The sequence below is a fragment of the Hydrogenimonas sp. genome (assembly GCF_029932565.1).
In the GTDB taxonomy this organism is placed as follows: domain Bacteria; phylum Campylobacterota; class Campylobacteria; order Campylobacterales; family Hydrogenimonadaceae; genus Hydrogenimonas.
On sequence record NZ_JAOZPV010000025.1, the window covers coordinates 1 to 22,111 of the forward strand.

General features: G+C 50.4%; 22 protein-coding genes and 1 tRNA gene. 6 read left to right on the plus strand and 17 right to left on the minus strand.

Going from position 1 to position 22,111, the window contains the following annotated elements; translation table 11 throughout:
- The first annotated feature begins 103 nt into the window (after positions 1 to 103).
- A complete protein-coding gene (locus tag Q1K24_RS04670; protein ID WP_300366722.1) occupies positions 104 to 658 on the plus strand; it encodes a response regulator in 555 nt (184 codons plus the stop codon).
- Here Q1K24_RS04670 and Q1K24_RS04675 read toward each other — a convergent pair.
- Positions 648 to 2,696, minus strand: coding sequence for an FIST N-terminal domain-containing protein (locus tag Q1K24_RS04675; RefSeq protein ID WP_300366725.1), 2,049 nt, complete (start codon positions 2,694 to 2,696; stop codon positions 648 to 650). The genes Q1K24_RS04670 and Q1K24_RS04675 overlap by 11 nt on opposite strands.
- Positions 2,697 to 2,786: 90 nt before the next feature.
- Here Q1K24_RS04675 and Q1K24_RS04680 point away from each other — a divergent pair, with 90 nt between their 5' ends.
- Positions 2,787 to 3,737, plus strand: coding sequence for an A/G-specific adenine glycosylase (locus Q1K24_RS04680; protein WP_300366728.1), 951 nt, complete (start codon positions 2,787 to 2,789; stop codon positions 3,735 to 3,737).
- Here the strand turns inward: Q1K24_RS04680 and hisD are convergent.
- Positions 3,729 to 5,018, minus strand: coding sequence for a histidinol dehydrogenase (gene hisD, locus Q1K24_RS04685; RefSeq protein ID WP_300366731.1), 1,290 nt, complete (start codon positions 5,016 to 5,018; stop codon positions 3,729 to 3,731). The two genes, Q1K24_RS04680 and hisD, sit on opposite strands and share 9 nt — an antisense overlap.
- Before the next feature lie 85 nt (positions 5,019 to 5,103).
- On the opposite strand from hisD, the gene Q1K24_RS04690 reads away from it, so the two are divergent.
- A tRNA-Leu gene (locus Q1K24_RS04690) sits at positions 5,104 to 5,190 on the plus strand.
- Positions 5,191 to 5,312: 122 nt separating this feature from the next.
- Here Q1K24_RS04690 and Q1K24_RS04695 read toward each other — a convergent pair.
- The 5 genes from Q1K24_RS04695 to Q1K24_RS04715 are packed head-to-tail and all read right to left on the minus strand — an operon-like array spanning position 5,313 to position 10,677.
- Positions 5,313 to 6,137, minus strand: coding sequence for a tetratricopeptide repeat protein (locus Q1K24_RS04695; RefSeq protein ID WP_300366734.1), 825 nt, complete (start codon positions 6,135 to 6,137; stop codon positions 5,313 to 5,315).
- Entirely contained in the window at positions 6,137 to 7,180 is a 1,044-nt protein-coding gene (locus tag Q1K24_RS04700) for an AI-2E family transporter (protein ID WP_300366781.1), read from the minus strand. The genes Q1K24_RS04695 and Q1K24_RS04700 overlap by 1 nt, the downstream gene beginning before the upstream one ends.
- Positions 7,181 to 7,199: 19 nt before the next feature.
- Entirely contained in the window at positions 7,200 to 8,537 is a 1,338-nt protein-coding gene (locus Q1K24_RS04705; RefSeq protein WP_300366737.1) for a sodium ion-translocating decarboxylase subunit beta, read from the minus strand.
- A gap of 9 nt (positions 8,538 to 8,546) precedes the next feature.
- Positions 8,547 to 10,400, minus strand: coding sequence for a biotin/lipoyl-containing protein (locus tag Q1K24_RS04710; protein WP_300366783.1), 1,854 nt, complete (start codon positions 10,398 to 10,400; stop codon positions 8,547 to 8,549).
- Positions 10,401 to 10,422: 22 nt separating this feature from the next.
- Positions 10,423 to 10,677 carry an OadG family transporter subunit gene (locus Q1K24_RS04715; protein ID WP_300366740.1) on the minus strand — a complete coding sequence of 85 codons (255 nt, stop codon included), beginning with the start codon at positions 10,675 to 10,677 and terminating at the stop codon, positions 10,423 to 10,425.
- A gap of 199 nt (positions 10,678 to 10,876) precedes the next feature.
- On the opposite strand from Q1K24_RS04715, the gene Q1K24_RS04720 reads away from it, so the two are divergent.
- Positions 10,877 to 12,172, plus strand: coding sequence for a malic enzyme-like NAD(P)-binding protein (locus Q1K24_RS04720; protein ID WP_300366743.1), 1,296 nt, complete (start codon positions 10,877 to 10,879; stop codon positions 12,170 to 12,172).
- Here the strand turns inward: Q1K24_RS04720 and Q1K24_RS04725 are convergent.
- Positions 12,169 to 12,813 (minus strand): hypothetical protein, encoded by a 645-nt coding sequence (locus Q1K24_RS04725; protein WP_300366746.1) that lies wholly within the window; start codon positions 12,811 to 12,813, stop codon positions 12,169 to 12,171. The genes Q1K24_RS04720 and Q1K24_RS04725 overlap by 4 nt on opposite strands.
- A gap of 130 nt (positions 12,814 to 12,943) precedes the next feature.
- A complete protein-coding gene (locus Q1K24_RS04730; protein ID WP_300366749.1) occupies positions 12,944 to 13,159 on the minus strand; it encodes a dodecin family protein in 216 nt (71 codons plus the stop codon).
- A 127-nt stretch (positions 13,160 to 13,286) separates the two neighbouring features.
- Here Q1K24_RS04730 and lhgO point away from each other — a divergent pair, with 127 nt between their 5' ends.
- On the plus strand, positions 13,287 to 14,507 hold the full coding sequence (lhgO, locus tag Q1K24_RS04735; protein ID WP_300366752.1) for an L-2-hydroxyglutarate oxidase: 1,221 nt from the start codon (positions 13,287 to 13,289) through the stop codon (positions 14,505 to 14,507).
- Between the two features lie 42 nt (positions 14,508 to 14,549).
- On the opposite strand, the gene Q1K24_RS04740 is transcribed toward lhgO, so the two are convergent.
- The 7 genes from Q1K24_RS04740 to Q1K24_RS04770 form a co-directional block, all read right to left on the minus strand.
- Positions 14,550 to 15,101, minus strand: coding sequence for an LUD domain-containing protein (locus Q1K24_RS04740; RefSeq protein WP_300366755.1), 552 nt, complete (start codon positions 15,099 to 15,101; stop codon positions 14,550 to 14,552).
- On the minus strand, positions 15,098 to 16,471 hold the full coding sequence (locus Q1K24_RS04745; RefSeq protein ID WP_300366758.1) for a lactate utilization protein B: 1,374 nt from the start codon (positions 16,469 to 16,471) through the stop codon (positions 15,098 to 15,100). The genes Q1K24_RS04740 and Q1K24_RS04745 overlap by 4 nt, the downstream gene beginning before the upstream one ends.
- Complete coding sequence (locus Q1K24_RS04750; RefSeq protein ID WP_300366761.1) at positions 16,472 to 17,266, minus strand: (Fe-S)-binding protein; 795 nt, start codon at positions 17,264 to 17,266, stop codon at positions 16,472 to 16,474. It lies immediately after the preceding gene.
- Positions 17,259 to 18,131 (minus strand): pyridoxal-phosphate dependent enzyme, encoded by an 873-nt coding sequence (locus Q1K24_RS04755; RefSeq protein WP_300366785.1) that lies wholly within the window; start codon positions 18,129 to 18,131, stop codon positions 17,259 to 17,261. The genes Q1K24_RS04750 and Q1K24_RS04755 overlap by 8 nt, the downstream gene beginning before the upstream one ends.
- Before the next feature lie 22 nt (positions 18,132 to 18,153).
- On the minus strand, positions 18,154 to 19,224 hold the full coding sequence (fbaA, locus tag Q1K24_RS04760) for a class II fructose-bisphosphate aldolase (RefSeq protein WP_300366766.1): 1,071 nt from the start codon (positions 19,222 to 19,224) through the stop codon (positions 18,154 to 18,156).
- A 34-nt stretch (positions 19,225 to 19,258) separates the two neighbouring features.
- Entirely contained in the window at positions 19,259 to 20,080 is an 822-nt protein-coding gene (locus tag Q1K24_RS04765; RefSeq protein ID WP_300366769.1) for a peptidyl-prolyl cis-trans isomerase, read from the minus strand.
- Between the two features lie 69 nt (positions 20,081 to 20,149).
- Positions 20,150 to 20,863, minus strand: a complete 714-nt coding sequence (locus Q1K24_RS04770) for a YebC/PmpR family DNA-binding transcriptional regulator (protein ID WP_300366772.1) — start codon at positions 20,861 to 20,863, stop codon at positions 20,150 to 20,152.
- A gap of 189 nt (positions 20,864 to 21,052) precedes the next feature.
- Between Q1K24_RS04770 and nth the strand changes: the two genes are divergently transcribed.
- Positions 21,053 to 21,700, plus strand: coding sequence for an endonuclease III (gene nth / locus Q1K24_RS04775; RefSeq protein ID WP_300366775.1), 648 nt, complete (start codon positions 21,053 to 21,055; stop codon positions 21,698 to 21,700).
- A 36-nt stretch (positions 21,701 to 21,736) separates the two neighbouring features.
- Here the strand turns inward: nth and Q1K24_RS04780 are convergent.
- Positions 21,737 to 22,111, minus strand: a 375-nt coding sequence (locus tag Q1K24_RS04780) for a host attachment protein (RefSeq protein WP_300366778.1), incomplete at its 5' end; no start/stop codon positions are given.

Sequence of the window (22,111 nt, forward strand, 5' to 3'; positions counted from 1 at the left end):
CTTCGACAAGCAAGAGTTATGAATCACATAAATGATTCTGTTAAATTTTCTTTATGTTTAAAACTGTTATAATTCCAAAAATAACAGAACAAGGAGAAACATAATGATCGATAACGATATCGTCAAAATCGCCAACGAAACCAAAAAACTGAATGCGCTGGTTGTCGAAGATGAGAAAGAGGCGAACGAACTGATGGTTTCGACCTTCAGTAATTTTTTCAATGCCGTCGATTCGACCATGAATGCAGAGGACGCTCTGGAAATCTATAAAAAGAAGAAGCCGGACGTCATTTTTATCGACATCATTCTACCGGGAATGGACGGACTCGAACTCGCTCGCAGAATTCGTGAAATCAATCCGGATCAGATTATCGTCATCATATCGGCAAGCAACGATATGAGCAAGATTTCCGAAGCGATCAAAATCGGGGTTGATAGCTTTATTCAGAAACCGATCGATTCGAACAAGATTATCGACCTGCTCAAAAACATCAACCAGACGATCGCGAAACGAAAGAAGATCGAGACAAAAACCTTCTCGATCACACTTCCGATGGATCTTTACGATCGTGTCCATGCCGATGCGAAAGTCGAACGCATTTCGAAAAATGCGATGATCATCCGCGCACTGAAATCCTTCTACAACATCAAGCCATAATCGGCAGTTCGATCCAGAAAGCAGCCCCGCTTCGTGTATTGCGGGCGCTGATCTTTCCATGCAAACGCTTTTCGATGATCATTTTTGACATATAGAGACCGAGACCTGTGCCGCGCGCTTTGTATTTCGTCGTGAAATAGGGTTCGAAAATCTTGTCGATGGCATCGGGATCGATGCCTCCACCATTATCGCGTATAATAATATTGATTTTGTTGTTGTATTTCACCTCGATTTTGATCGTAGGATCTTCCACTTTTCTCTCTTTGAGTACATCGATGGCATTGTAGACAAGATTCAAAAGTACCTGTTTGAGATCGTTCGGACGCCCTTTTACCAAAGCCTCCTGCTTTGGAAGCGAGAGTTTCATCTGAATCTTTTCATCTTCGAGAACGACCGATACCAACCGGACCATCTCTCGAACCGTTTTGCAAACCTCCAATGCACTGGGGTGCGTATACTCCTGACCTTTGGAAGCAAAACTTCTGAAATCATCAATCGTATCGGAGAGATATTTCAGCGTATCATTGATCTTTTTCTCCGCCTGTGTAATCGCAAGTGTCGATATGCTTCCGATCTGTGCTTTGAGCGAAAGGTCCTGCATTACGAGCGCAATGATATTGAGCGGCTGTCTCCACTGATGGGCGATATTGTTGATCATCTCTCCCATCGATGCAAGTTTTGACTGGTGATAGAGCAGCTTGTCCTTGTCCCGATTCTTCTTGACCTCAAGTTCGATACGTTTTTCGAGTGATGCATTAAGTTCCGCCAGCTCTTTTGTGCGTTTCTCCACCTCTTTTTCCAGATACCGATTAAGCTCCATAATTTCCTGACTGCTCGATGAAACGAGTGTCGAAAGCGTTGCCAAAAGCTCATCTTTGGGATCCTGCCGGATCTCCCTGAGATCAAGAGCGATTCGAGCATCGGGATCCTCGCTCATGGCAACCCGAGTTACTGTAAAATTCAAAAAACGGTTATTGCCATCCATATAGCTGAATTCGCCAAACGTGACGAGTCCATACAGTTTTTCCGTCTCTTTATAGAACGAGGCCGATGCCTTCAGAATATCGAGGTAACCGTACTGGTAGGAGATACAGGTATAGAACCACAACGCTTCGGCCGGTATCTGGCGGTAGACTTCCGGTATGATCTCATACCGGCTCATCATCCGTTTGTAATGCCCGAAACCGATCTGTACCTTTTCTCCCTCTTCCAGTTCTCCGGTATAGAGACCTTTGTCTTGATCGATCTGCAAAAGTGCCCGGGCCACCTGTCCAAAATCTTTCGAATGCTTGATCAGTGGATGAGCGAGCGAGAGATGCAGCAATCGCTTTTTGTCCAGCGGACCGAAATATTTGGCATACACGTCGATGATCGGTTTTCCGTCGAGTTCATAGAGAAACCGGCCATTGGCTTTTGTCACGACAAACTCCTTGCCGATCGGCTCCCAATCGAAAAAATAGTTACAATTTATCTGCAGATTTTCTCCATGGAAAAAGACGGCAATGATCGCCTCATCCTGGTAGACCCGGTTGTGCGAAAAGATAATGAAGTTTTTAAAAGGCTCACGATCCGAAGCGATTCCGCCAAAAATCGGTACACCCTTCAATCCTCTGTTACTCTCTTTGATCAGCTTTTCAATATCGAATTTCACGGTATTGGTCAGAAGCAGAACACCCTTTGTGTCGGCCTCTTTTTTATCGGCAAGCTGTTTGACAAGCGTAGAAATCCCGTCACTCCGCTGCATAGAGACGCTATATTCGGCGAACGAGATTCGGCTTCTTTCAAATGCCGTGATACCCAAAACGATCTGATCTTCATACAGTTCGGAGTCATAGAGCTGGATGACACTGCTCGCCCCGGCGACATATGCATCGGGCAGCACGTTTCTGATGGACTCGCGGACTTTCTCGATGGTCTCTGCATTGATGACACCACAATTGATCTGGATCAGAAGCTGACTGTACGATGCAAGACGTTCCGCATGCACGAACGTTTCAAACTCTGCTTCGTCGTGATATCTATAACTCCATTGCTTCATATCTGTTGTTTCCTCTCATCGTGTAGGCAGTTTGTTCAAAAACGATCAAACCCTTTGTCAAATCGGCAGAATCTGTCTATAATCCTCTTTATGAATTATAGCGACATTCACACTGCCATAAGAGAGTGGTATGCCACCAATGGACGCCACGATCTTCCATGGCGGAATACGGACGATCCTTATATCATCTATATCAGTGAAATGATGCTGCAGCAGACCCAGGTCAAAACGGTTCTGGATCGCCATTTCCACCCGTTTCTGAAACGGTTTCCGACGCTTCGGCACATCAAAGAGGCGAAACTCGATGATGTCTTGCATGCGTGGCAGGGGCTTGGCTACTACCGTCGAGCCCGCTATATTTACGCCACTGCCCAGATTGCTGCACCGAAGCTTCCGACCGATCCAGCCGAACTCGTCAAACTTCCTGGCATCGGCAAATCGACCGCCCACGCGATCGCGGCGTTTTCGTCACATCGGCCGGTCGCCGTGCTGGATGCCAATGTCAAACGGATACTCTGCAGATTTTTCGCCAAAAAGAGCGCGGCACCCAAAGCGTTATGGGAGATGGCCGAAGTGCTTCTGGACCGGAAAGAACCGTATATCTACAATCAGGCGATGATGGATATCGGCAGCACCGTCTGCACTCCGAAATCCCCTTCATGCCATCTCTGTCCCCTTCAATCGGGCTGCATGGGTCAAAGCGATCCGATACGATTCCCCCAAAAAAGAGTGAAAAAACCGCGCCCTGTCCGGTACCGGAAGCTCGCATGCGTCCGAAACGAAACCGGACTCCTCATGCGACAGCGCAAAGGTGAACTGTTGGGCGGTCTCTGGGAACTTCCGGAACTCGACGAGATGGAAACAACGGCTGAAAAGATCGGTGAGGTAACCCACGAATACAGCCATTTCAAGCTGGTCGCGGAACTCTACGAAAGCAACAATCGAAATCTGCCCGGCACACTTGTCACCTATGAAAATTTGACAACGATTCCCACCTCCAGCCTTGAAAAGAAAATCTTTGAAAAGCTGAAGCTACTTTAGACGTATACGCACCGACTTTTCGTGCGCCGTCAGCCCCTCCGTATTGGCGAGCAATGCGCATGCCTCTCCGATGGCGTTGATACCATCTTCACTCATCGCGATGATCGACGATTTTTTCAGAAAGTTTTCGACATTCAACGGTGAATAGAATTTCGCCGTACCGCCCGTCGGCAGCGTGTGATTCGGCCCCGCGATGTAGTCACCGATCGGCTCCGGCGTAAAGTGACCCATGAAAATGGCACCCGCGTGCCTTATTTTCGGCAGCAGCTCGAACGGATTGGCGGTCATCACTTCCAGATGCTCCGGGGCGATGCGGTTCATCAGATCGATCGCCTCATCCATCGTTTCGGTCACGATGATGGCGCCGCGCTCCTCGATCGATTTGCGGGCTATCAGCTCCCGCTCCAGCTTTCCAAGTTCCAGATAGAGCGTCTCACGGACCGTCTCGGCCAGTTCCGGATCGGGGGTGATCAGGATGGAGCTCGCCATTTCGTCATGCTCCGCCTGGGAGAGCAGGTCGATCGCCAGATACTCCGGAATCGCCGTTCCATCAGCCAAAATACCGATTTCGCTCGGACCCGCGATCATATCGATATTGACATCGCCGTAGACCAGTTTTTTCGCCGTTGCGACGAAAATGTTGCCGGGTCCCGTGATGACATCGACTTTCGGAACCGTCTCGGTCCCGTATGCCATTGCGGCGATCGCACTCGCCCCTCCCATTTTGAACATTTTTTCGATACCGCACAGATGCGCCGCGGCAAGTACCAGATGATTGATCTCGTTGTCGGGTGTCGGTGTGGCCACGACAATTTCGTCGACACCCGCAACGATGGCCGGTATGGCATTCATCAGCAGCGAACTGGGATAGGCCGCCTTGCCGCCCGGAATGTAGAGCCCCGCCCGGTCCACCGGTGTCACCTTCTGTCCCAGCGTATTGCCCGCTTCGTCGAAATCGAGCCAGCTTTTGGGCATCTGCTTTTCATGGTACGCTTTGATACGGTCGTATGCCAGATGCAGCGCATCACGCAACGCAGTATCGAGTGTGTCATACGCTTTTTTCATCTCGTTCGTATCGACCATCAGATCGGCATCGCGTTTCACACTCCATCGGTCGAATTTCTCGATATGCCTCTTCAGCGCCGCATTCCCTTCGGTGCGGATCTCCTTGATGATCCCGGTGACGATGGAAGCCACATGCTCCATGTCCATCGCTCCGCGTTTCAGCAATTCGTCAAATTTTTCGTTGAAATCTCTATCGTTTGAATGAATCAAAAGCATCGTCTTTCCTCTCCTGATCGAATGTGACTATTTTATTTAAACTATTATTTAACTATGCTTTTGTATACTTGCATTCCAATTTCACGCGGCTGTGGCGGAATTGGTAGACGCGCTAGATTCAGGTTCTAGTGGGCATTAGCCCGTGGAGGTTCAAGTCCTCTCAGCCGCACCACTCCTTCAACCTTCGACAGATCATCCAATCAAACGCAACTTTACTCCGCCGACGGTTCACGCTGTTCACAACGTCTGTGGGGAAATCACTGCGCCAACCCAACCCTTCCGGTCAACCGACCGTCACTCCTGATATTTCCATAACTCATACTTGTTCCAGAGCGCGGAAGCCTGCTTTTTCAATCCGTTTTCATACGCTTTTTTGGTCCAGAACGAACAGACTTTCAGGTCTCTGGGAGTCCCTTTGCCCAGGCAGTACATCACGGCCAGGTTGTATTGCGCCATCGGATACTCCTGTTTTGCGGCTTTGAGGTACCAATAGCGTGCTTTTTCATAATCCTGTTCCACTATCTCATGGCTCGTATAGAGATATCCAAGATAGTTCTGCGCTCTCAAATTTCCCTGCTCGGCAGCTTTTTCAAGCCACTCTATCCCTTTTTTTACATCCTTTCTTACACCGTTTCCCTCGATATAGAACATTCCGACATTGAGCTGGGAGAGTTCATCTCCCTGTTTTGCAGCCTTTTCGAACCAATAGGCAGATTTTTTGTAATCGATTTCGATATCCCGTCCTGCTGCATACATGACGCCGAGATAGAACTGGGCTTTTACATTTCCGCTTTCGGCAATTTTTATAAACCAGTATAGCGCCCTGTCATAATCTGCAGAGATGCCTTTGAAGTTTTTTTCAGGGATATTCGGATCATTGTGGCGCGCACTCTTCTCAAACCAGTTGCCGGCTTCTATCAGATTTTTTTCCCCGCCATCTCCGGTAAAATAGAGAAGCCCCAGATAAAACTGGGCCAAAGGATCCCCCTTCTCTGCCAGCGGTGCAAAAATCGTCTGGGCCTTTGCAAACTCTCCCTTTTCGAACGTCTCGACACCTTCCTGCAATGTTGCCGCAAACAGCATTCCAACTATAAAAAATATCCAGACAAATCGTTTCATCACACTATTTCCTCTTTTTTTGATTTGACACTGTCGGACATCATCACTGCAACCCATCGTGTCGATTCGCTCGTTTCGAATGCAAATTTCACTATCATCGTCAACGGCACCGCCAGCAGCATACCGACTTTTCCAAACACCCATCCCCAGAACACAAGCGACATGAACACAACCAGTTCGGAAAGTTCCAGCCCTCTGCCCATCACACGGGGTTCCAATATATTGCCGATGGTGATATTGATAACAAGAAACCAGCCGGCAATCCAGAGTGCATCACTGAAACTCTGGGTTGCCAAGGCAAGCAGTACAGGAGGTATTGCAGCGATAATCGATCCGATAACAGGAATGAAATTCAGCATGAAACCACCGATGCCCCACAGAACCGGATAGGGAACATCGAAAAAGTAGAGAACAACGACTATCCACAGACCCGTAACGGCACTGGTAAATGCTTTGAGGGTAAAGTAGTGGTTGATCCTGTCGGTAAACGCATCGATTCTTGCGGAGAGACCCGGGGTTGTAAACTTTTCGATGTATCGTATTTTCTTCTTGATTGTAAATGACTCGACAAGCATAAAAACCACGGTAAAAAAGATCAACAGGGAATTGGAGAGCAAGAGGGAAGTATTTTTCACGACCGAGAGTGTGAACTCGAAAAGTTTTTGTGGCTGTACCATCGAAAAAAAGAGCTGCTGGTCGATATGGATACCTCGCTTTTCCAGATGCAGTATCCATTTATGAAGATTTTCGATCATTGCAGCCTGCCAATCATCCGCATGTGCGAAGAGATCGGCCATGTAGGAGCTGACCACACCGGTAAGCAACACGAACAAAATGAATATGAAGACAATAACCAAAGCGAACGATAGAGGTTTCGGCACACCATTGCGAATGAGCCAATGGAGCAACGGAGAAAGCAACAGCGTGATAAAAAGCGACAGTATAAAAGGCACCAATAGCGGTGATGCCGCTTTAAGCCCCGCGATGACGATAACGAGCGCAGCGGCAATGATCATGATACGTAAAACCGAAGCGCCATTCATTCGCAAATTCACATCCCCGTCACGAAAATATCGAAATCAGGATACCCGCTGTGACAGCAGAACCGATAACTCCCGCAACATTGGGACCCATGGCATGCATAACGAGAATGTTGCTGTGATTCTCTTCCAGACCCACCTTGTTGACGACGCGTGACGCCATCGGTACGGCGGAGACACCTGCTGCACCGATGAGCGGATTGATAGGCTCTTTATAGAATTTATTCATCAGTTTTCCCATCAAAACTCCGGAGGCGGTGCCGATGGCGAAAGCGATCAATCCAAGAAAAAGAATGCCGAGCGTATCGGATACGAGAAACTTTTCAGCCGCGAGTTTCGATCCGACCCCCAGCCCAAGAAGAATCGTGACGATATTGATCAGGGAATTTTGCATCGTATCGCTCAGACGATTGACGACACCCGACTCTTTTGCAAAATTTCCGAATGTAAACGCACCGATCAGCGGTGTCGATTCCGGCAGAATGAGTATGCTCAAAAGCAGAATGATGATGGGAAGAAAGAGCTTCTCGAGACGATGCACCTTCCTCTGCTGTTTCATAACGATTTTACGCTCCTCTTTTGTCGTCAATGCACGCATGATCGGCGGCTGGATAACAGGAACAAGTGCCATATAGGAGTATGCTGCGACCGCGATCGCGCCGAGCAGGTCGGGTGCGAGTTTGGCTGCGATAAAAATCGATGTCGGCCCGTCGGCCCCTCCGATGATGGAGATTGCGGCGCAGTCCTGCAGGGAAAAGTCGAAAAGCGGTGTATACTGCGACAGTGCCGCTGCCCCTATCAGGGTGGCGAAAATGCCAAACTGTGCGGCACCGCCAAGCAGTGCGGTTTTGGGATTGGCAAGAAGCGGGCCAAAGTCGGTCATCGCTCCGACTCCCATGAAGATGAGTAGCGGAAAGAATTCGTTGGCGATGCCGGCATTGTAAATGATCCCAAGAAACCCGTCCGGACCCGTCATGTTTGCCAGCGGTACATTGGCCAGCAATCCTCCGAAACCGATGGGCAGAAGAAGGAGAGGCTCAAACCCTTTGGCGATGGCAAGGTAAAAAAGTATCATCGCCACACCGATCATCATGATACGTCCCCATGTCTGATGGAATGCGCTGATCTTTTCCCCGCTTCCGTCTTCTATATGGGTTTCGGGTGTGGTCAGTGCGTAGATGCCGGTCGTTTTGTAGAAGGATGTCAGCAGTTCCAGAATCGATTTGTCATGTGTCGTGTTCTGTTTCGTCTCCGTTTCCGTCTGAACGGCAGACAGATGAGGGGAATGTTCCGATGCCATCAAATGATTTGCAAAAAACATCATGAAGAGGAGGAGAATCGCACCAGCACTCTTTTTCATAACTCTCCCCTACTGCACATGGGCAAGGACCTGTCCCTCTTGCACCGTTTCGCCCGTAGCAACATCGACTTTGACCAGTACACCGGCTTTCGGCGATGGTATCTCGATCTCCATCTTCATCGCTTCGATGATCATGATCACTTCATCCTCTTCTATTTTTTCACCCGGTTTCTTGAAAATCTGAAGAACCGTTCCCGGAATCTGCGCTTTGATCTCTATCATATTGTGATCGACGTTATCATGACCCGAAACGGTCCCCTCCGGCACCTTCTCCTCATGTTTCGGAGCCTCCGCCACCGGCTTGACACTTTCGACGCTCTTGACAGATACTTCCCCTTCGCCTTCGGCCACTTCGACACGAAATTTTTCGCCATCTACGACGACCGTATAGACACCACCGGCCGAAGCGACAGCCGCCGGTGCGGGTGCGGCAGCAGGCGCCGTTTTGGCAGGTGCGGATTCGGCCGCCTCCGTTTCCGTACTCTTCTTGCGTACCATCAGCGGACTCTCGCCTTTGAGGAAAGCGATCCCCTTCTCCTGGCAGGACGCGGCTATGAAAATATTTTCTTCGGTAGTTTCGATGCCCTCTTTTTCGAGAATACCTCTCCAGTAGGCGATTGACTTCTTTTCATCCCGGTCGGCAATATCCAGCGGGTTCTCTCTGGTCGGCTCCAGTTTGAGCTGCTCGGCCGCGATTTTGACGATCTCCGGATCCGGCTCGACCGGTGTTTTGCCGAAATAGCCAAGCACCATGCGGCCATAACCGGGTGCAATCTTCTTCCATGGTCCGAACATGACATTGTTGAATGCCTGCTGCCAGTAGAACTGCGATACCGGTGTGACCGATGTGCCATATCCCCCTTTTTCAACCACTTCACGCATTGCTCTTATCACCTGAGGATACTTGTCGAGAATACCATTGTCGCGCATCATCTGCGTATTGGATGTCAACGCACCTCCCGGCATTGGCGAAAAGGGGATAAGCGGCGACACCTGCGTCGCTTCCGGCGGAATGAAATAATCACTGAGACAATCGTTCAGCACCTCTTCGTACCGGAGAACCTTTTCGAGTTCCAAACCGCCCAGATCGTATTCACCCCCTTTGACGGCATGCAGCAGAGTCAGAATGTCGGGCTGGCTCGTTCCGCCGCTCACAGGTGCCACGGCCAGGTCGATCCCATCGGCCCCTGCCTCCAACGCCGCCAGATAACACGCCACACTGACACCCGCCGTCTCATGGGTATGCAACCGGATATGCATATTTTCCGGCAGCAGTTTGCGGGCACGGTGAATCGTCTCATACACTTTGTTCGGATTGGAGGTCCCGCTGGCATCTTTGAAACAGAGGCTGTCGAACGGCAGTCCCGAGTCGAGGATTTTTCTCAGTACTTTCTCGTAAAAATCGGCATCGTGCGCACCGGTACACCCCGGCGGAAGATCCATAATCGTGATGACAACCTCATGTCTGAGGCCATGACGGTGAATACATTCGGCACTGAAGGCCAGATTGTCCACATCGTTGAGTGCATCGAAATTCCGAATCGTCGTCGTCGAATGCTTCTTGAAAAGCTTCGCGTGCAGATCGATCAGTTCGCGGCTTCCCGTATCGAGCATCACGGTGTTGATCCCGCGTGCCAGTGTCTGGAGATTGGCATCCGGTCCGGCTTTTTCACGGAAGCGGTCCATCATCTCGAATGCATTTTCCTGCAAGTAGAAAAAGAGACTTTGGAATCTGGCACCCCCACCAAATTCGAAATGCGTTATACCCGCCTCCCGCGCCGCTTCCACGGCCGGCAGGAAATCTTCCATCAGTACCCGACCACCGAAAACGGACTGAAAGCCGTCTCGGAATGTCGTATCCATAATATCGATATGTTTTTTCACGTTATTGTCCTTGTCTCTTCTTGTGATGATGTATGGCCGCCATCATCGCCGCCACCTTTTTCCTCCGTTTCAATTCCTCATGTTCCATCTCCGCAGCTCGTTTGTGATCGACAGGCACACTGCAACTTTCAGGCTTGTACCTGGCTATCAGATTTTTTTGCAGCCGAAGCAGAAGTACCAGCGTATAGAGAAAGAGGAAAACGACACCCATCCCGAGAATGGTATACTTAACGGACTCCGCAACCATATCTTCCATATTTCATCCCATCTTTTCTTTGAAATAAACACATTTTAGCCAAAAAATACTTCCAAACATGTAAACGGACCATTTCAAAGAAAGTGTAGAAAAATGTTACATTTTTTCCAACAAGAGGGTACAAATGGTTGAAAATATCTATTTCGACAGCATAAAAGGTGTAAAATTGTAATACCTTTAATTCCAACAGGAGAGTAACATGAGCGACAAGTTCAAAGAAGAATCACTACAGTACCACAAAGCCCGCAACGAGTTCGATACAAATGGTAAAATCGGAACACTCATCACCAAACCGTGTGACACGGAAAAAGAGCTGGCAATGGCTTACAGCCCGGGTGTCGCGTTCCCCTGCCTCGAAATCGAAAAAGATATCAACACTGCCTATGACTACACCAACAAAGGCAACCTTGTCGCGGTCATCAGTGACGGTACTGCGGTTCTCGGCCTCGGTGACATCGGACATCTGGCCGGCAAACCGGTTATGGAAGGCAAAGCGGTCCTCTTCAAAACTTTTGCGAATGTCGATGCAGTCGACATCGAGCTCAATACCAAAGATACCGAAGAGATCATTGAGACAGTCGCGCGCATCGCTGACACTTTCGGCGGAATCAACCTCGAAGATATCAAAGCACCGAAATGTTTCGAAATCGAAGAGAGGCTCAAAGAGATCTGTGACGTTCCGGTCTTCCACGACGACCAGCATGGTACGGCAGTCATCACCACAGCCGGTCTCATCAACGTTCTGGAGATGAGCGGCAAACCGGTCGAAGATCTCAAAGTCGTCGTCATCGGTGCAGGCGCTTCCGGTATCGCCTGTGCGAAAATGTATAAGCAGCTCGGCGTCAAAAACATCACGATGCTCGACTCCAAGGGGGTTATCCACAGCGGACGAACCGACCTGAACAAATACAAGCAGGAGTTCGCATTCGATACAGCCGACAGAACCCTCGACGACGCCATCAAAGGTGCCGACATGGTTCTCGGCCTCAGCGGTCCGGATCTTATCAGTGGCGAACAGGTCAAAACGATGGCGGAAAGCCCAATCATCTTCGCATGTGCGAACCCGATTCCGGAAATCATGCCACCGGTCGCGAAAGAGGCACGTCCGGATGTCATCATGGGCACAGGCCGAAGCGACTTCCCGAACCAGGTCAACAATGTTCTCGGATTCCCGCAAATCTTCCGCGGTGCTCTCGACGTTCGCGCGACAAAAATCACGGAAGGGATGAAGATGGCAGCGGCCAAAGCCCTTGCGGCACTGGCCAAAGAACCGGTCCCGGAACATGTCAAAAAGGCACACGGACGTGAAAACATGGAGTTTGGACCGGAATATATCATTCCTTCTCCATTCGATCGCCGCGTTCTTGTATGGGTCGCATCGGCAGTCGCGGAGGCAGCAATCGAAGATGGCGTCGCCCGTATCAAAGAGTTCGACAAAGACGCCTACAGAGTCAAACTTCAGCGCCTTGCCGACCACCTCGACGGCAAACTCTAAGAACCTCTCTTTTTCCGGGGCCTCCGTGCCCCGCTCTTTCCTTCTGGCTTCAGAATCTCGTTTCCCGATTTGGTTTTTCCATCCATATTATCCGGTTTGATTTCCAGTGCGATAAGATGCAGAACCTCCCTGCTGCGGATACGGACAAATACCGCCGTCGATTCATCGACCGTAAAGTTAAGAACATGGTTTTTTTGCAACGTTGTTATGGAGTGGTCAAGCAGAGTCTCTATTTTCTCTGTCATCACCTCGATACGAAAGGGAGTTGCCTCCTGTAGCACCATCGCAAGATGGTATCTTCCCGATTTCAATGTACCAAGTGGTATGAAATATCCTCGATTCGACGGAAGTGCGAAACGCGAAAGATTTTCGGGTTTCCACTCACCATCGTCCGGCATATATACAGCACACTCTTCTTTCATATAGTTCAACAGGGAGAAAAATTCTCTAACCTCTTTTCCGGTCAGATTGGTATCGCCGGCATAGTGCCTGATATGCCTGGCAGCCGTATGGCTACCTGTCTCAAAACTCAATCTGCCACTGCATTCCCCTTCATGACATTTGGCACACAATGTATTGAAAACAACCGATATTTTCGTTGTTATATCCCGATTTTGCATCGTTTCGGCAGAACCGGACAACAACACTCCTGTCATCCATAGGAGATGGATAATCAACAGTTGTTTATGACCGAATCGATGCGTTGTCACTCTCGGAAGACAACTGAACATATAGTTTGTCCGACTCGAAAAGGCCGGGCGCTTTTATGGGTCACTTTTTCTTTTTGCCGACAACGAATGAAATTTTCGCATCGATGCGATAGAGAACGATTTTGCCGTTATCGACTTTCGCACTCATATCCTTGATATAGATGGATTTGATATTGTCGACACTTTTGGATGCCTTTTTGATCGCATTGGCTGCCGCATCTTCCCAACTCTTTTTCGACTGGGCAATTACTTCGATGACTTTCACGATACTTGACATGTTGGCTCCTTTTCTTTCAACATAATTCATTATAGCGAAGATATTTCATTTTCGAATAGTATGCAACTGCACATGCACTCTCTTTGTTATAATTCGACAGCTCAAGCCTGTCACTAGAGGATTATTCATGAAAACCGACTTTCTCATTATCGGGGCCGGTATTATCGGATTGAGTATTGCAAAAACGCTGCAGGAAAAGTATCCCGGCAAATCGATCAGTATCATCGAGAAAGAGAAAGATGTCGCAATGCACGCCAGCGGACGCAACAGCGGTGTGCTGCATGCAGGATTCTACTATACCGCCGATTCGCTCAAAGCCCGATTCACCAGGGAAGGCAATGCCCGGCTGAAAGCCTTTTGTCGGGAACACGGCCTACAGATCAACGCATGTGAAAAGGTGGTCATCGCCCAGAATGAAGAGGAGATAGAAACGCTCCATGAACTGGAAAAACGGGGAAGAGCCAATGGTGTTGACGTTCGTATCATCGACGAAAAGGAGCTCGAAGCGATCGATCCCAACGTCAAAACATGCCGATTCGCTCTCTACAGCCCTACAACCGCCACCGTCGACCCCAAAGCGGTTGTAAGAAAACTCAAAGAGGTGGTTATCGAAAACGGTGCGAATCTCTATCTGGACACGGCATATCTCTACCGCATAGGATTGAATCGGATCAAAACGAACCGAAGCAGTTTCGAAGCGGAAACCATCATCAACTGCGCCGGACTCTATGCCGACAAAATCGCCAAACAGTTCGGCTACGCAGAAAACTATACGATCATTCCTTTCAAGGGTGTTTACCTCAAATACAACGGCGACGACCAGCCGATTGTCACGAATATCTATCCTGTCCCCAATCTGAAAAACCCGTTTCTCGGTGTCCACTACACCGTCACCGTCGACGGAAAGGTCAAGATTGGGCCAACAGCGATTCCGGCATTCTGGAGGGAAAACTACAGCGGATTCAAACACTTCGATTTCGACGATCTGACAGAGATCCTCTGGTACGAGGCGAAACTCTTTGTCACCAACCGCTTCAACTTCCGCTCTCTCGCTTTCGAAGAGTTCAGAAAATATTCGAAATCCCACCTCGCTGCACTTGCAAGAAACATGGTCAAAACCATCGATGAAAAAAAGTTCGACAGCTGGAGTGTTCCCGGCATCCGTGCCCAGCTGCTCGATACGGATACGCTCGAACTGGTACAGGATTTTGTCGTGCAGGGGGACGAGAGCTCAGTGCATGTACTCAATGCCGTTTCGCCGGCCTTTACCTGCAGCTTTTCATTTGCGGAATGGGTGGTCGAACAATTTGTGGATAGAAAAGGTGGGAGTGAGAAAGTGAGAGGGTGAGAAGGTGGGATGCCGTTATATACTCTCCCACCCTCTCACCTTTTAACCCTCCCCCTCCAAAAACACTTTCATTCCGATCGCTCCGTGGGCGCCGATGACCAGTGCCTGCTCGATATCGGCGGTTTTGGAGGGGCCGGCCATGAAAAGTGCGTAGGAGATCTCTGCGAAATCGATGCGCTCGTAGGCTTCATGCATTGTCGGAACGATCGCCTCTCTTTTCAGCACCACCGCCAGATTTTCGGCCAGAGTCAGCACTTCTCTCGGATATCGCTCTTTCGGATCGATCCAGACGGCACCGTTTTCCGCCACACCGAATTCGGCCTCTACGATCAGCAGACCGATGTTCCGATCGTTCGTCGTCGATGTGACACTCTCGCGTGTATCGACGATACGCCCCTCGAAAACGAAGTGGCCCGCAATCGTCTCGGCAGATGTTTCGCGGCTCTCCACCGTTTCGCCTCCTGCAGCCTCGAGTGCCTCTGAAAATGCTGCTCCAACATCGGAAAAACGCATCGGCCCGATGTCGAATGCCGGCAACTCTTTCGGCACATCCCGGCGGCCCAGCGCATGCAGAATCCTCTCTTTCGCGTTCATCTTCTCTCCCTGTAGATCTCGCTGAAACTTCTCTTCGCCGGCTCCGGCACCTCCCTCTCCCGTCCCCAGACGTTGAAACGGTTGTAGACCAGAGCTCTCGGCAGAAGCGGCAGTACGAATCGCACGGTTTTCATGAGCACACCATAGAGTTTCGGCCGTTGCATGACCCATGCCGCCAGATGTAGAAGCCGGCGTTTTTCCCCATAGGATGGCACGTTTATAGCGGCTCTTCTCTCACGATAGAGCTGCGCATGCAGGTCGATTCTGACAGGACAGACATTGTCGCACGAGGCACAGAGCGAACAGGCAAACGGCAGCGATGCAAACCGTTCGATCTCTCGTGCACCGGCAAGGACCGAACCGATAGGCCCCGGAATGACGTAACCGTAACTATGTCCGCCACTTCTTCGGTAAACAGGGCATGTATTCATGCAGGCACCGCATCGGATACAGGAGAGTGCCTTGTTGTGACGGGTATTCAGAAGTCTGCTACGCCCGTTATCGACGATGATCACATAGAGTCTGCCACCCGGTTTCGGTTTGAGAAAATGCGACGTATACGTGGTAATGGCCTGTCCCGTCGCACTTCGCGCGAGCAGGCGGGTAAAAATGCCGAGATCCTGCGCCGACGGAATGATCTTTTCCAAACCCATGCAGGCGATATGCAAATTTGGAAGTGCCGTTCCAAGATCGGCATTGCCCTCATTGGTACAGACCACGAAACCGCCCTCCTCGGCCAGAGCAAAGTTGATACCGGTGATCGCGGCATCCGCATCCAGAAATTTTTCCCTGAGATGATCGCGCGCGGCACGGGTCAGGTAGAATGGATCGGCGTTGTCCGGATCGGTATGCAGATATTTCGAAAAGATATCCGCCACATCCTCTTTTTTCATATGGATGGCCGGCAGAACGATGTGACTCGGATGATCGCCCGCCAGCTGAACGATTCGTTCACCGAGATCGGTATCTGTCACTTCGATGCCAAGACTCTCCAGATGTGGGTTGAGTCCACACTCTTCCGTCAGCATCGATTTACTCTTGACCACTTTTTCTGCGCCATGTTCCCGAAGGATTTCGGCTACGATGTGTCGGAACTCTTCCGCATCGGCAGCCCAGAGCACTTCGATACCGTTACGCCTCGCCTGCGATTCAAATCGCTCGAGGTAGAATCCCAGATGCTCCATCGTGTGCATTTTGATCGTTTCGGCCGCTTCGCGCAGAGATTCCCATTCGGGTACCGACTTCGCCGCCCTGTCACGCTTCTGACGGACAAACCAGAGTGCCCGGTCGTGCCAGTGCGCCCTCTCGCTGTCCGCTGTGAATTCGGCCGCGTTTTTCGCATGATCCATCGGCGGAAATCGGCCACTCATTCAAAACTCCTCTCTTTGATCTTCGATTTCCGAATTCCCTTCCACTCTTCCCGCCAATATCTGCGCCACATGTACGAACTGCATCTTCGTTCCGTCCCGTTTCGCCAGCCCTTCCATATGCATCAGGCACGACATATCGACACCCGCCATGATATCGACTCCGTTGGCGATATGATCGGCAATACGGTCACGTCCCATCATTGCGGAAACATCCGCCTCCTGTACGCTGAAAGTGCCTCCAAATCCGCAACATTCGTCCCGGGACGGCTCGACGATCTCGATGCCTTCTACTTTCGCCAGAACCGCCTTGATTTTCGAATAGTGGGAGATGTTCAGTTCGCTGGGAGCCGCCAGCCCCAGCTCCCGAATGGCGTGGCAGCTGTTGTGCAGACCGACTCGGCGGGGAAAGGAGCAGTCAAAACGGAGATTCCCCACACCCACTACGTCATGCAGAAACTCACACAATTCGTAGAGCTTCGGTCGAAGCAGAGGATAGCGGGCATCGGTCGTCACACCGTCGTAGCGGAATTTCGCCGCCCCGATGCAACTGCTGCTCGGTGCCACAACATAGTCGTAATCGGCGAAGAGGCCGACGAAACGGTCGGCCAGAGGCCTCGCCTCGTCGATCATGCCGTTGTTCAAAAACGGCTGGCCGCAGCAGCTCTGGTTTTCCGGGTATTCCACATCAAATCCGTGAGCTTCCAGAACTTCCAGCGTCGACAATGCCGCATCGGGGTAGAAATCATTGACGTAACAGGGGACAAAAAGTCCCACTTTTTTTCCCGTTTCATCCATCCAAAAGTCCTCTATACCGGTAGTTTTCCAGCTGGCTCGTATTACCGCTCACCCCACCACTGTGCACATAGAGAATAGGCGATATCAATGTCTCGTTGGCTTCCAATATCTCCAGCCACATTTTCGGTGCATAGATCAAGTCGAATTCGATTCCCGCTTCTTTCAGTCGCTTCCATATCGCGTAATACTCAAGTTTCGGTTTGGCGAACGGCCATTTTCCGGTAGCGTTCAAAATCTCGGGATAACACGTCGCATCCGGCTCCAGCCTCTTCCACTGGTTCAAAAGCGTCGCTTCGTCTCCGACCACCGGAGTCGTGACCACCGTGATCCGCCGAGGCAGATATTTTCGCAGATAGTAGGCCGTTGTACCGGTACCGCTGGGTGTGGCGACGGTGAGCTGCTCGACACCTTTTTCTTCACACCATGCCAGAATCTCCTCCGCCAGTATCTTCACACCCGACTCGGCGATCGGGTCAGCCCCGCCCTGTGGTACGAAGAGCGCATCGCCGCCACTGATTTTTCTGAGTGTTTCGACTCTCTCATAAAAATCGGACGGAGAGAGCTCGTGCACCCTCATACCAAGATCCAGAGCCACCTTCAGGTTGCCTATCGGTTCTGCTTTCAGCCAAGCCGGAATTGTTTTGCAGTAATAGTGAAAATCCCACCCTTTTGCCTGTGCGAGAAAGGCGATGGAGAGCATGGCGTTCGACTGTGTGCCGCCGTAACTGACAATGGTACTGTATCGGTTGGGAGGTGTCGTAAGTAGTGACGTGAGTTTGCGGAATTTGTTACCGCTGTATCTGGGATCGGTCAAATCGTCCCGTTTGACAAAAAAGAGCCGGTCCCCGAATCGAAAATCATCCACCCGGGAGGGTGGATAGCAACTTTTAGTATCGGTCAATACAATTGAGATCTTCGAATGCAACTTTCAGACGCTCGGCCATCGACTTTTCGCCTTCGCGCAGCCATTTGCGGGGATCGTAATATTTTTTGTTCGGTTTGTCTTCCCCTTCCGGATTGCCGATCTGCCCCTGCAGATAGTCGTGGTATTTCGCTTCGTACCCGCGAACACCGTCCCAGAATGCCCACTGGGTATCGGTATCGATATTCATTTTGATGACACCGTAGCTGATGGCGTCACGGATATCCTTGAGTTCCGATCCGCTTCCCCCGTGGAAAACGAAGTTGACCGGCTTTTTGCCCGTCTTGTACTTCTCCTCGATATATTTCTGGGAATTGTCGAGAATATCCGGTCGAAGTATTACATTGCCCGGTTTGTAAACGCCGTGCACGTTGCCGAACGATGCAGCAATCGTGAAACGGTCACTGATCTTGCTCAACTCTTCATAGGCATAGGCGACCTCTTCGGGCTGGGTATAGAGGAGTTTGTTGTCCACATCGGTATTGTCCACGCCATCCTCTTCGCCTCCGGTGATACCCAGTTCGATTTCGAGTGTCATACCCATTTTGCTCATACGTTCCAGATAGATTTTGCACGTTTCGATGTTCTGCTCGATCGGTTCTTCGCTCAGGTCGATCATGTGGGAGCTGAAAAGCGGTTTGCCGGTTTTGGCGAAGTGCTGTTCGCTCGCTTCGAGGAGTGCGTCGATCCATGGAAGAAGTTTGCGTGCCGCATGATCGGTGTGCAGAATGACGGGAATACCGTAGGCTTCGGCTACCGTATGGATATGCTGTGCACCACTGACAGCACCGAGAACAGCTGCCTTCTCGCCATCCAGCGCTTTCCCGCCAAGAAACGATGCGCCGCCGTGGCTGAACTGCACGATAATCGGAGAGTGGACGTTTTTCGCCGCTTCGAGTGCCGCATTCATCGAGTTGCTTCCGACGACATTCACCGCCGGCAATGCAAACTCGTTCGCTTTGGCAATTTCGAAAATCTTCTGGACATCGTCGCCTGTGGCGACACCCGGCTGTACAAAATCTGATATTCTGGACATCTCGACTCCTCTTTGAAAAATGATAATGCGTTTGTTACTGATTGTACTTGATTTTCGCTTTGGCTTTCAAATCCTGGGCGATTTTTTGCATCTTCTCTTTGAATTTTTCCATTTTCAGATTCTGCTTGATGCGATCTTTCACCTCGTTGAACGGTATGGTCTGCGCAGGCAGTTTCTCTTCGACATAGATGACATGGTATCCGAATTGCGTTTTCACAGGTGTCTTCGTAAATTCGCCCGCTTTGAGTGAAAATGCCGCATCACTGAAAGGTTTGACCATCTGTTTGCGGCCGAATGTTCCCAGATCACCGCCCCGCGATGCACTTGGACCTGTCGACTTGGTGCGTGCAAGCTCCTCGAACTTGGTTTTGAGCTGCGCTTTGGGAGTTTTGTTGAGAGTGTCGACAATATCTTTGGCCTCTTTTTCGGTTTTGACGAGAATATGGCGTGCATGGACACTTTCAGGGCGCTGGAACGCGCTTTTGTGCTCTTCGTACGCCTTTTTCGCCTCGGCATCGCTCACTTTGATCTTGTCGAGCTGTTTCTTCATCCAGACATCGAGTGCCAGTTTCTTTTTCAGCTTCGCCAACGCCTCTTTGTACTCTTTATCCTTTTCGATACCGCTTTTGATCGCTTTTTCCTGAAGCAGCTGCTGTTCGATCACCTGATCGAGCACTTTCTTCTTTACATCGTTCGGCAGGGCGTCATAGGTCGTTCTCGCCCCCATGGCATTCATCACTTCCTGGATATCACTTTTCGTAATCTTGTGACCGTTGACTGTCGCCAGTACATCGGCAGCCGGAAGCGAAAGTGAGAGTGCTGCGACACTCAATCCTGCGATTATCAGCTTCTTCATTCTTTTCCTTTTTTTGAATTTGTTACGTGCATTGTACTTTAATTCCGATTAATGAAGGTAAACTATTCTTTACTCCATGTTGTGGTAGACATTCTGGACATCGTCGTCCTCTTCCAGTGTCTCGATCAGTTTTTCGACCTTCTCGGCTGTTTCATCGTCGACGTCGATCGTGTTGGTCGCGACGAGTCCCACCGAACTCTCCAGGATGTTGACCCCCGTCTTCTCGATTGCCTGCAGCAGCGTGTCGAAATCGGCCGGCTCGCTCTCGACAACGAGCACTTCGTCGAACTCTTTGATGTCCGTGGCACCGTTGTCGAGCGCCACTTCCATCACCTCGTCGTCTTTGTCGCTTCGTTCGACCGTAATTACCCCCTTTTTTTCGAACATCCACGCCACGCTGCCGCTGGTTCCCAGGCTGCCCCCCGCCTTGCTGAAGGCATGGCGGATCGACGCGACGGTCCGGTTTTTGTTGTCGGTCATCGTCTCGACCATGATCGCTACCCCGCCGGGGCCATACCCCTCGTAGGTGATCTCCTCGTAATTGACTCCCTTGAGATTGCCCGTCGCCTTGTCGATCGCCCGCTGGATGTTTTCCGCCGGCATCGAGACGGCACGCGCCCGTTCGATCGCCAGCCGCAGCGCCGCATTGGTGTCGGGATCACCACCGCCCGCTTTCGCGGCCGTCGTAATGTCGCGCACCGCTTTGGTGAAGAGCTTGCCCTTTTTGGCATCCTCTTTCGCTTTGATATGCTTGACTTTGGACCATTTGTTATGACCTGCCATTTTCAACCTCTCTATCGGTTTTCTGGCCCTAATTATACTCCTGCTCCGGTATAATTTCAATGTGGACGCTGTGCGTCATGGGAAAGTGGGAAGGTGAGAAAGTGAGAAAGTGGGAAGGTAAGAACGAATCGCATAACCTTCTCACCCTCTCACCTTCTTACATTCTCACTCTTTGAAGAAAGGAAATGAATGAAACTCGCCACGAAAAAAGAGATCGAAGAGATCAGACGCCGATTCCTGGAGCACTACCCCGACTCCACGACGGAACTGCACTACCGTAACCTCTATGAACTGCTGGTCGCTGTCATGCTCTCGGCCCAGTGTACCGACAAACGTGTCAATGTGATTACTCCGGCACTCTTCGAAAAATATCCCGACATTCCGAGTCTCGCCAACGCTGATCTCGACGATGTCATCGAACTGATCCGGACCTGCTCCTTTTTCAACAACAAAGCGAAAAACCTCATCAAAATGGCGCAGATGGTGATGGAAAAGTATGATGGAACGATACCACTGGATGAAAAGGAGTTGGTGAAACTTCCCGGCGTGGGACAGAAAACGGCCCATGTCGTCATGATCGAATATACCCAGGCCAATCTGATGGCCGTTGACACCCATGTCTTCCGCGTGGCACACAGACTGGGACTCACAGACGCCAAAACAGTCGAAGGAACGGAAAAGGATCTCGTCGAAAAGTTCAAAACCGATCTGCATCGCATCCACCAGGCGATGGTACTGTTCGGGCGTTACATCTGTACGGCGAAAAATCCCAAATGCGATACGGAGTGTTTTCTGACGGATCTGTGCAAAAGCAAAGAGAGTTTCAAAGCGAGATAAGAGAGAAGAGATGAGAGGGCACAGCCCTCTCATATTTTACAGTTTTTTCTGGAAGAGTTCGACCAGTTTGTTTTTGTTCTCTTTGACGAGATCTTTTTTGATGGACATGAAAAGAGACTCTTTGACATTGGCGGAAACTTTTTCCATCACACGGTCAAAAATGGTTTCAGGCAGGCCCAGGTACCATTTTGCCGCATTGCTGGCCGCCAATGCATCCGAAATATCCTGGGCAATCGCTTCGATCACTTCCGTCTCTACACGCTTCTCGAGCTCATGCCGGTCACCGATACTACCCTGCGTAAACTCGCCGCGTCCCTGGCTTCCACCCTTGAACTGGCCCGCCTGGTCGGTCACAATGTCGTTGACTTTCCAGTGTGAGACAACATAATCTTTCGCATCGATCAGATCGAG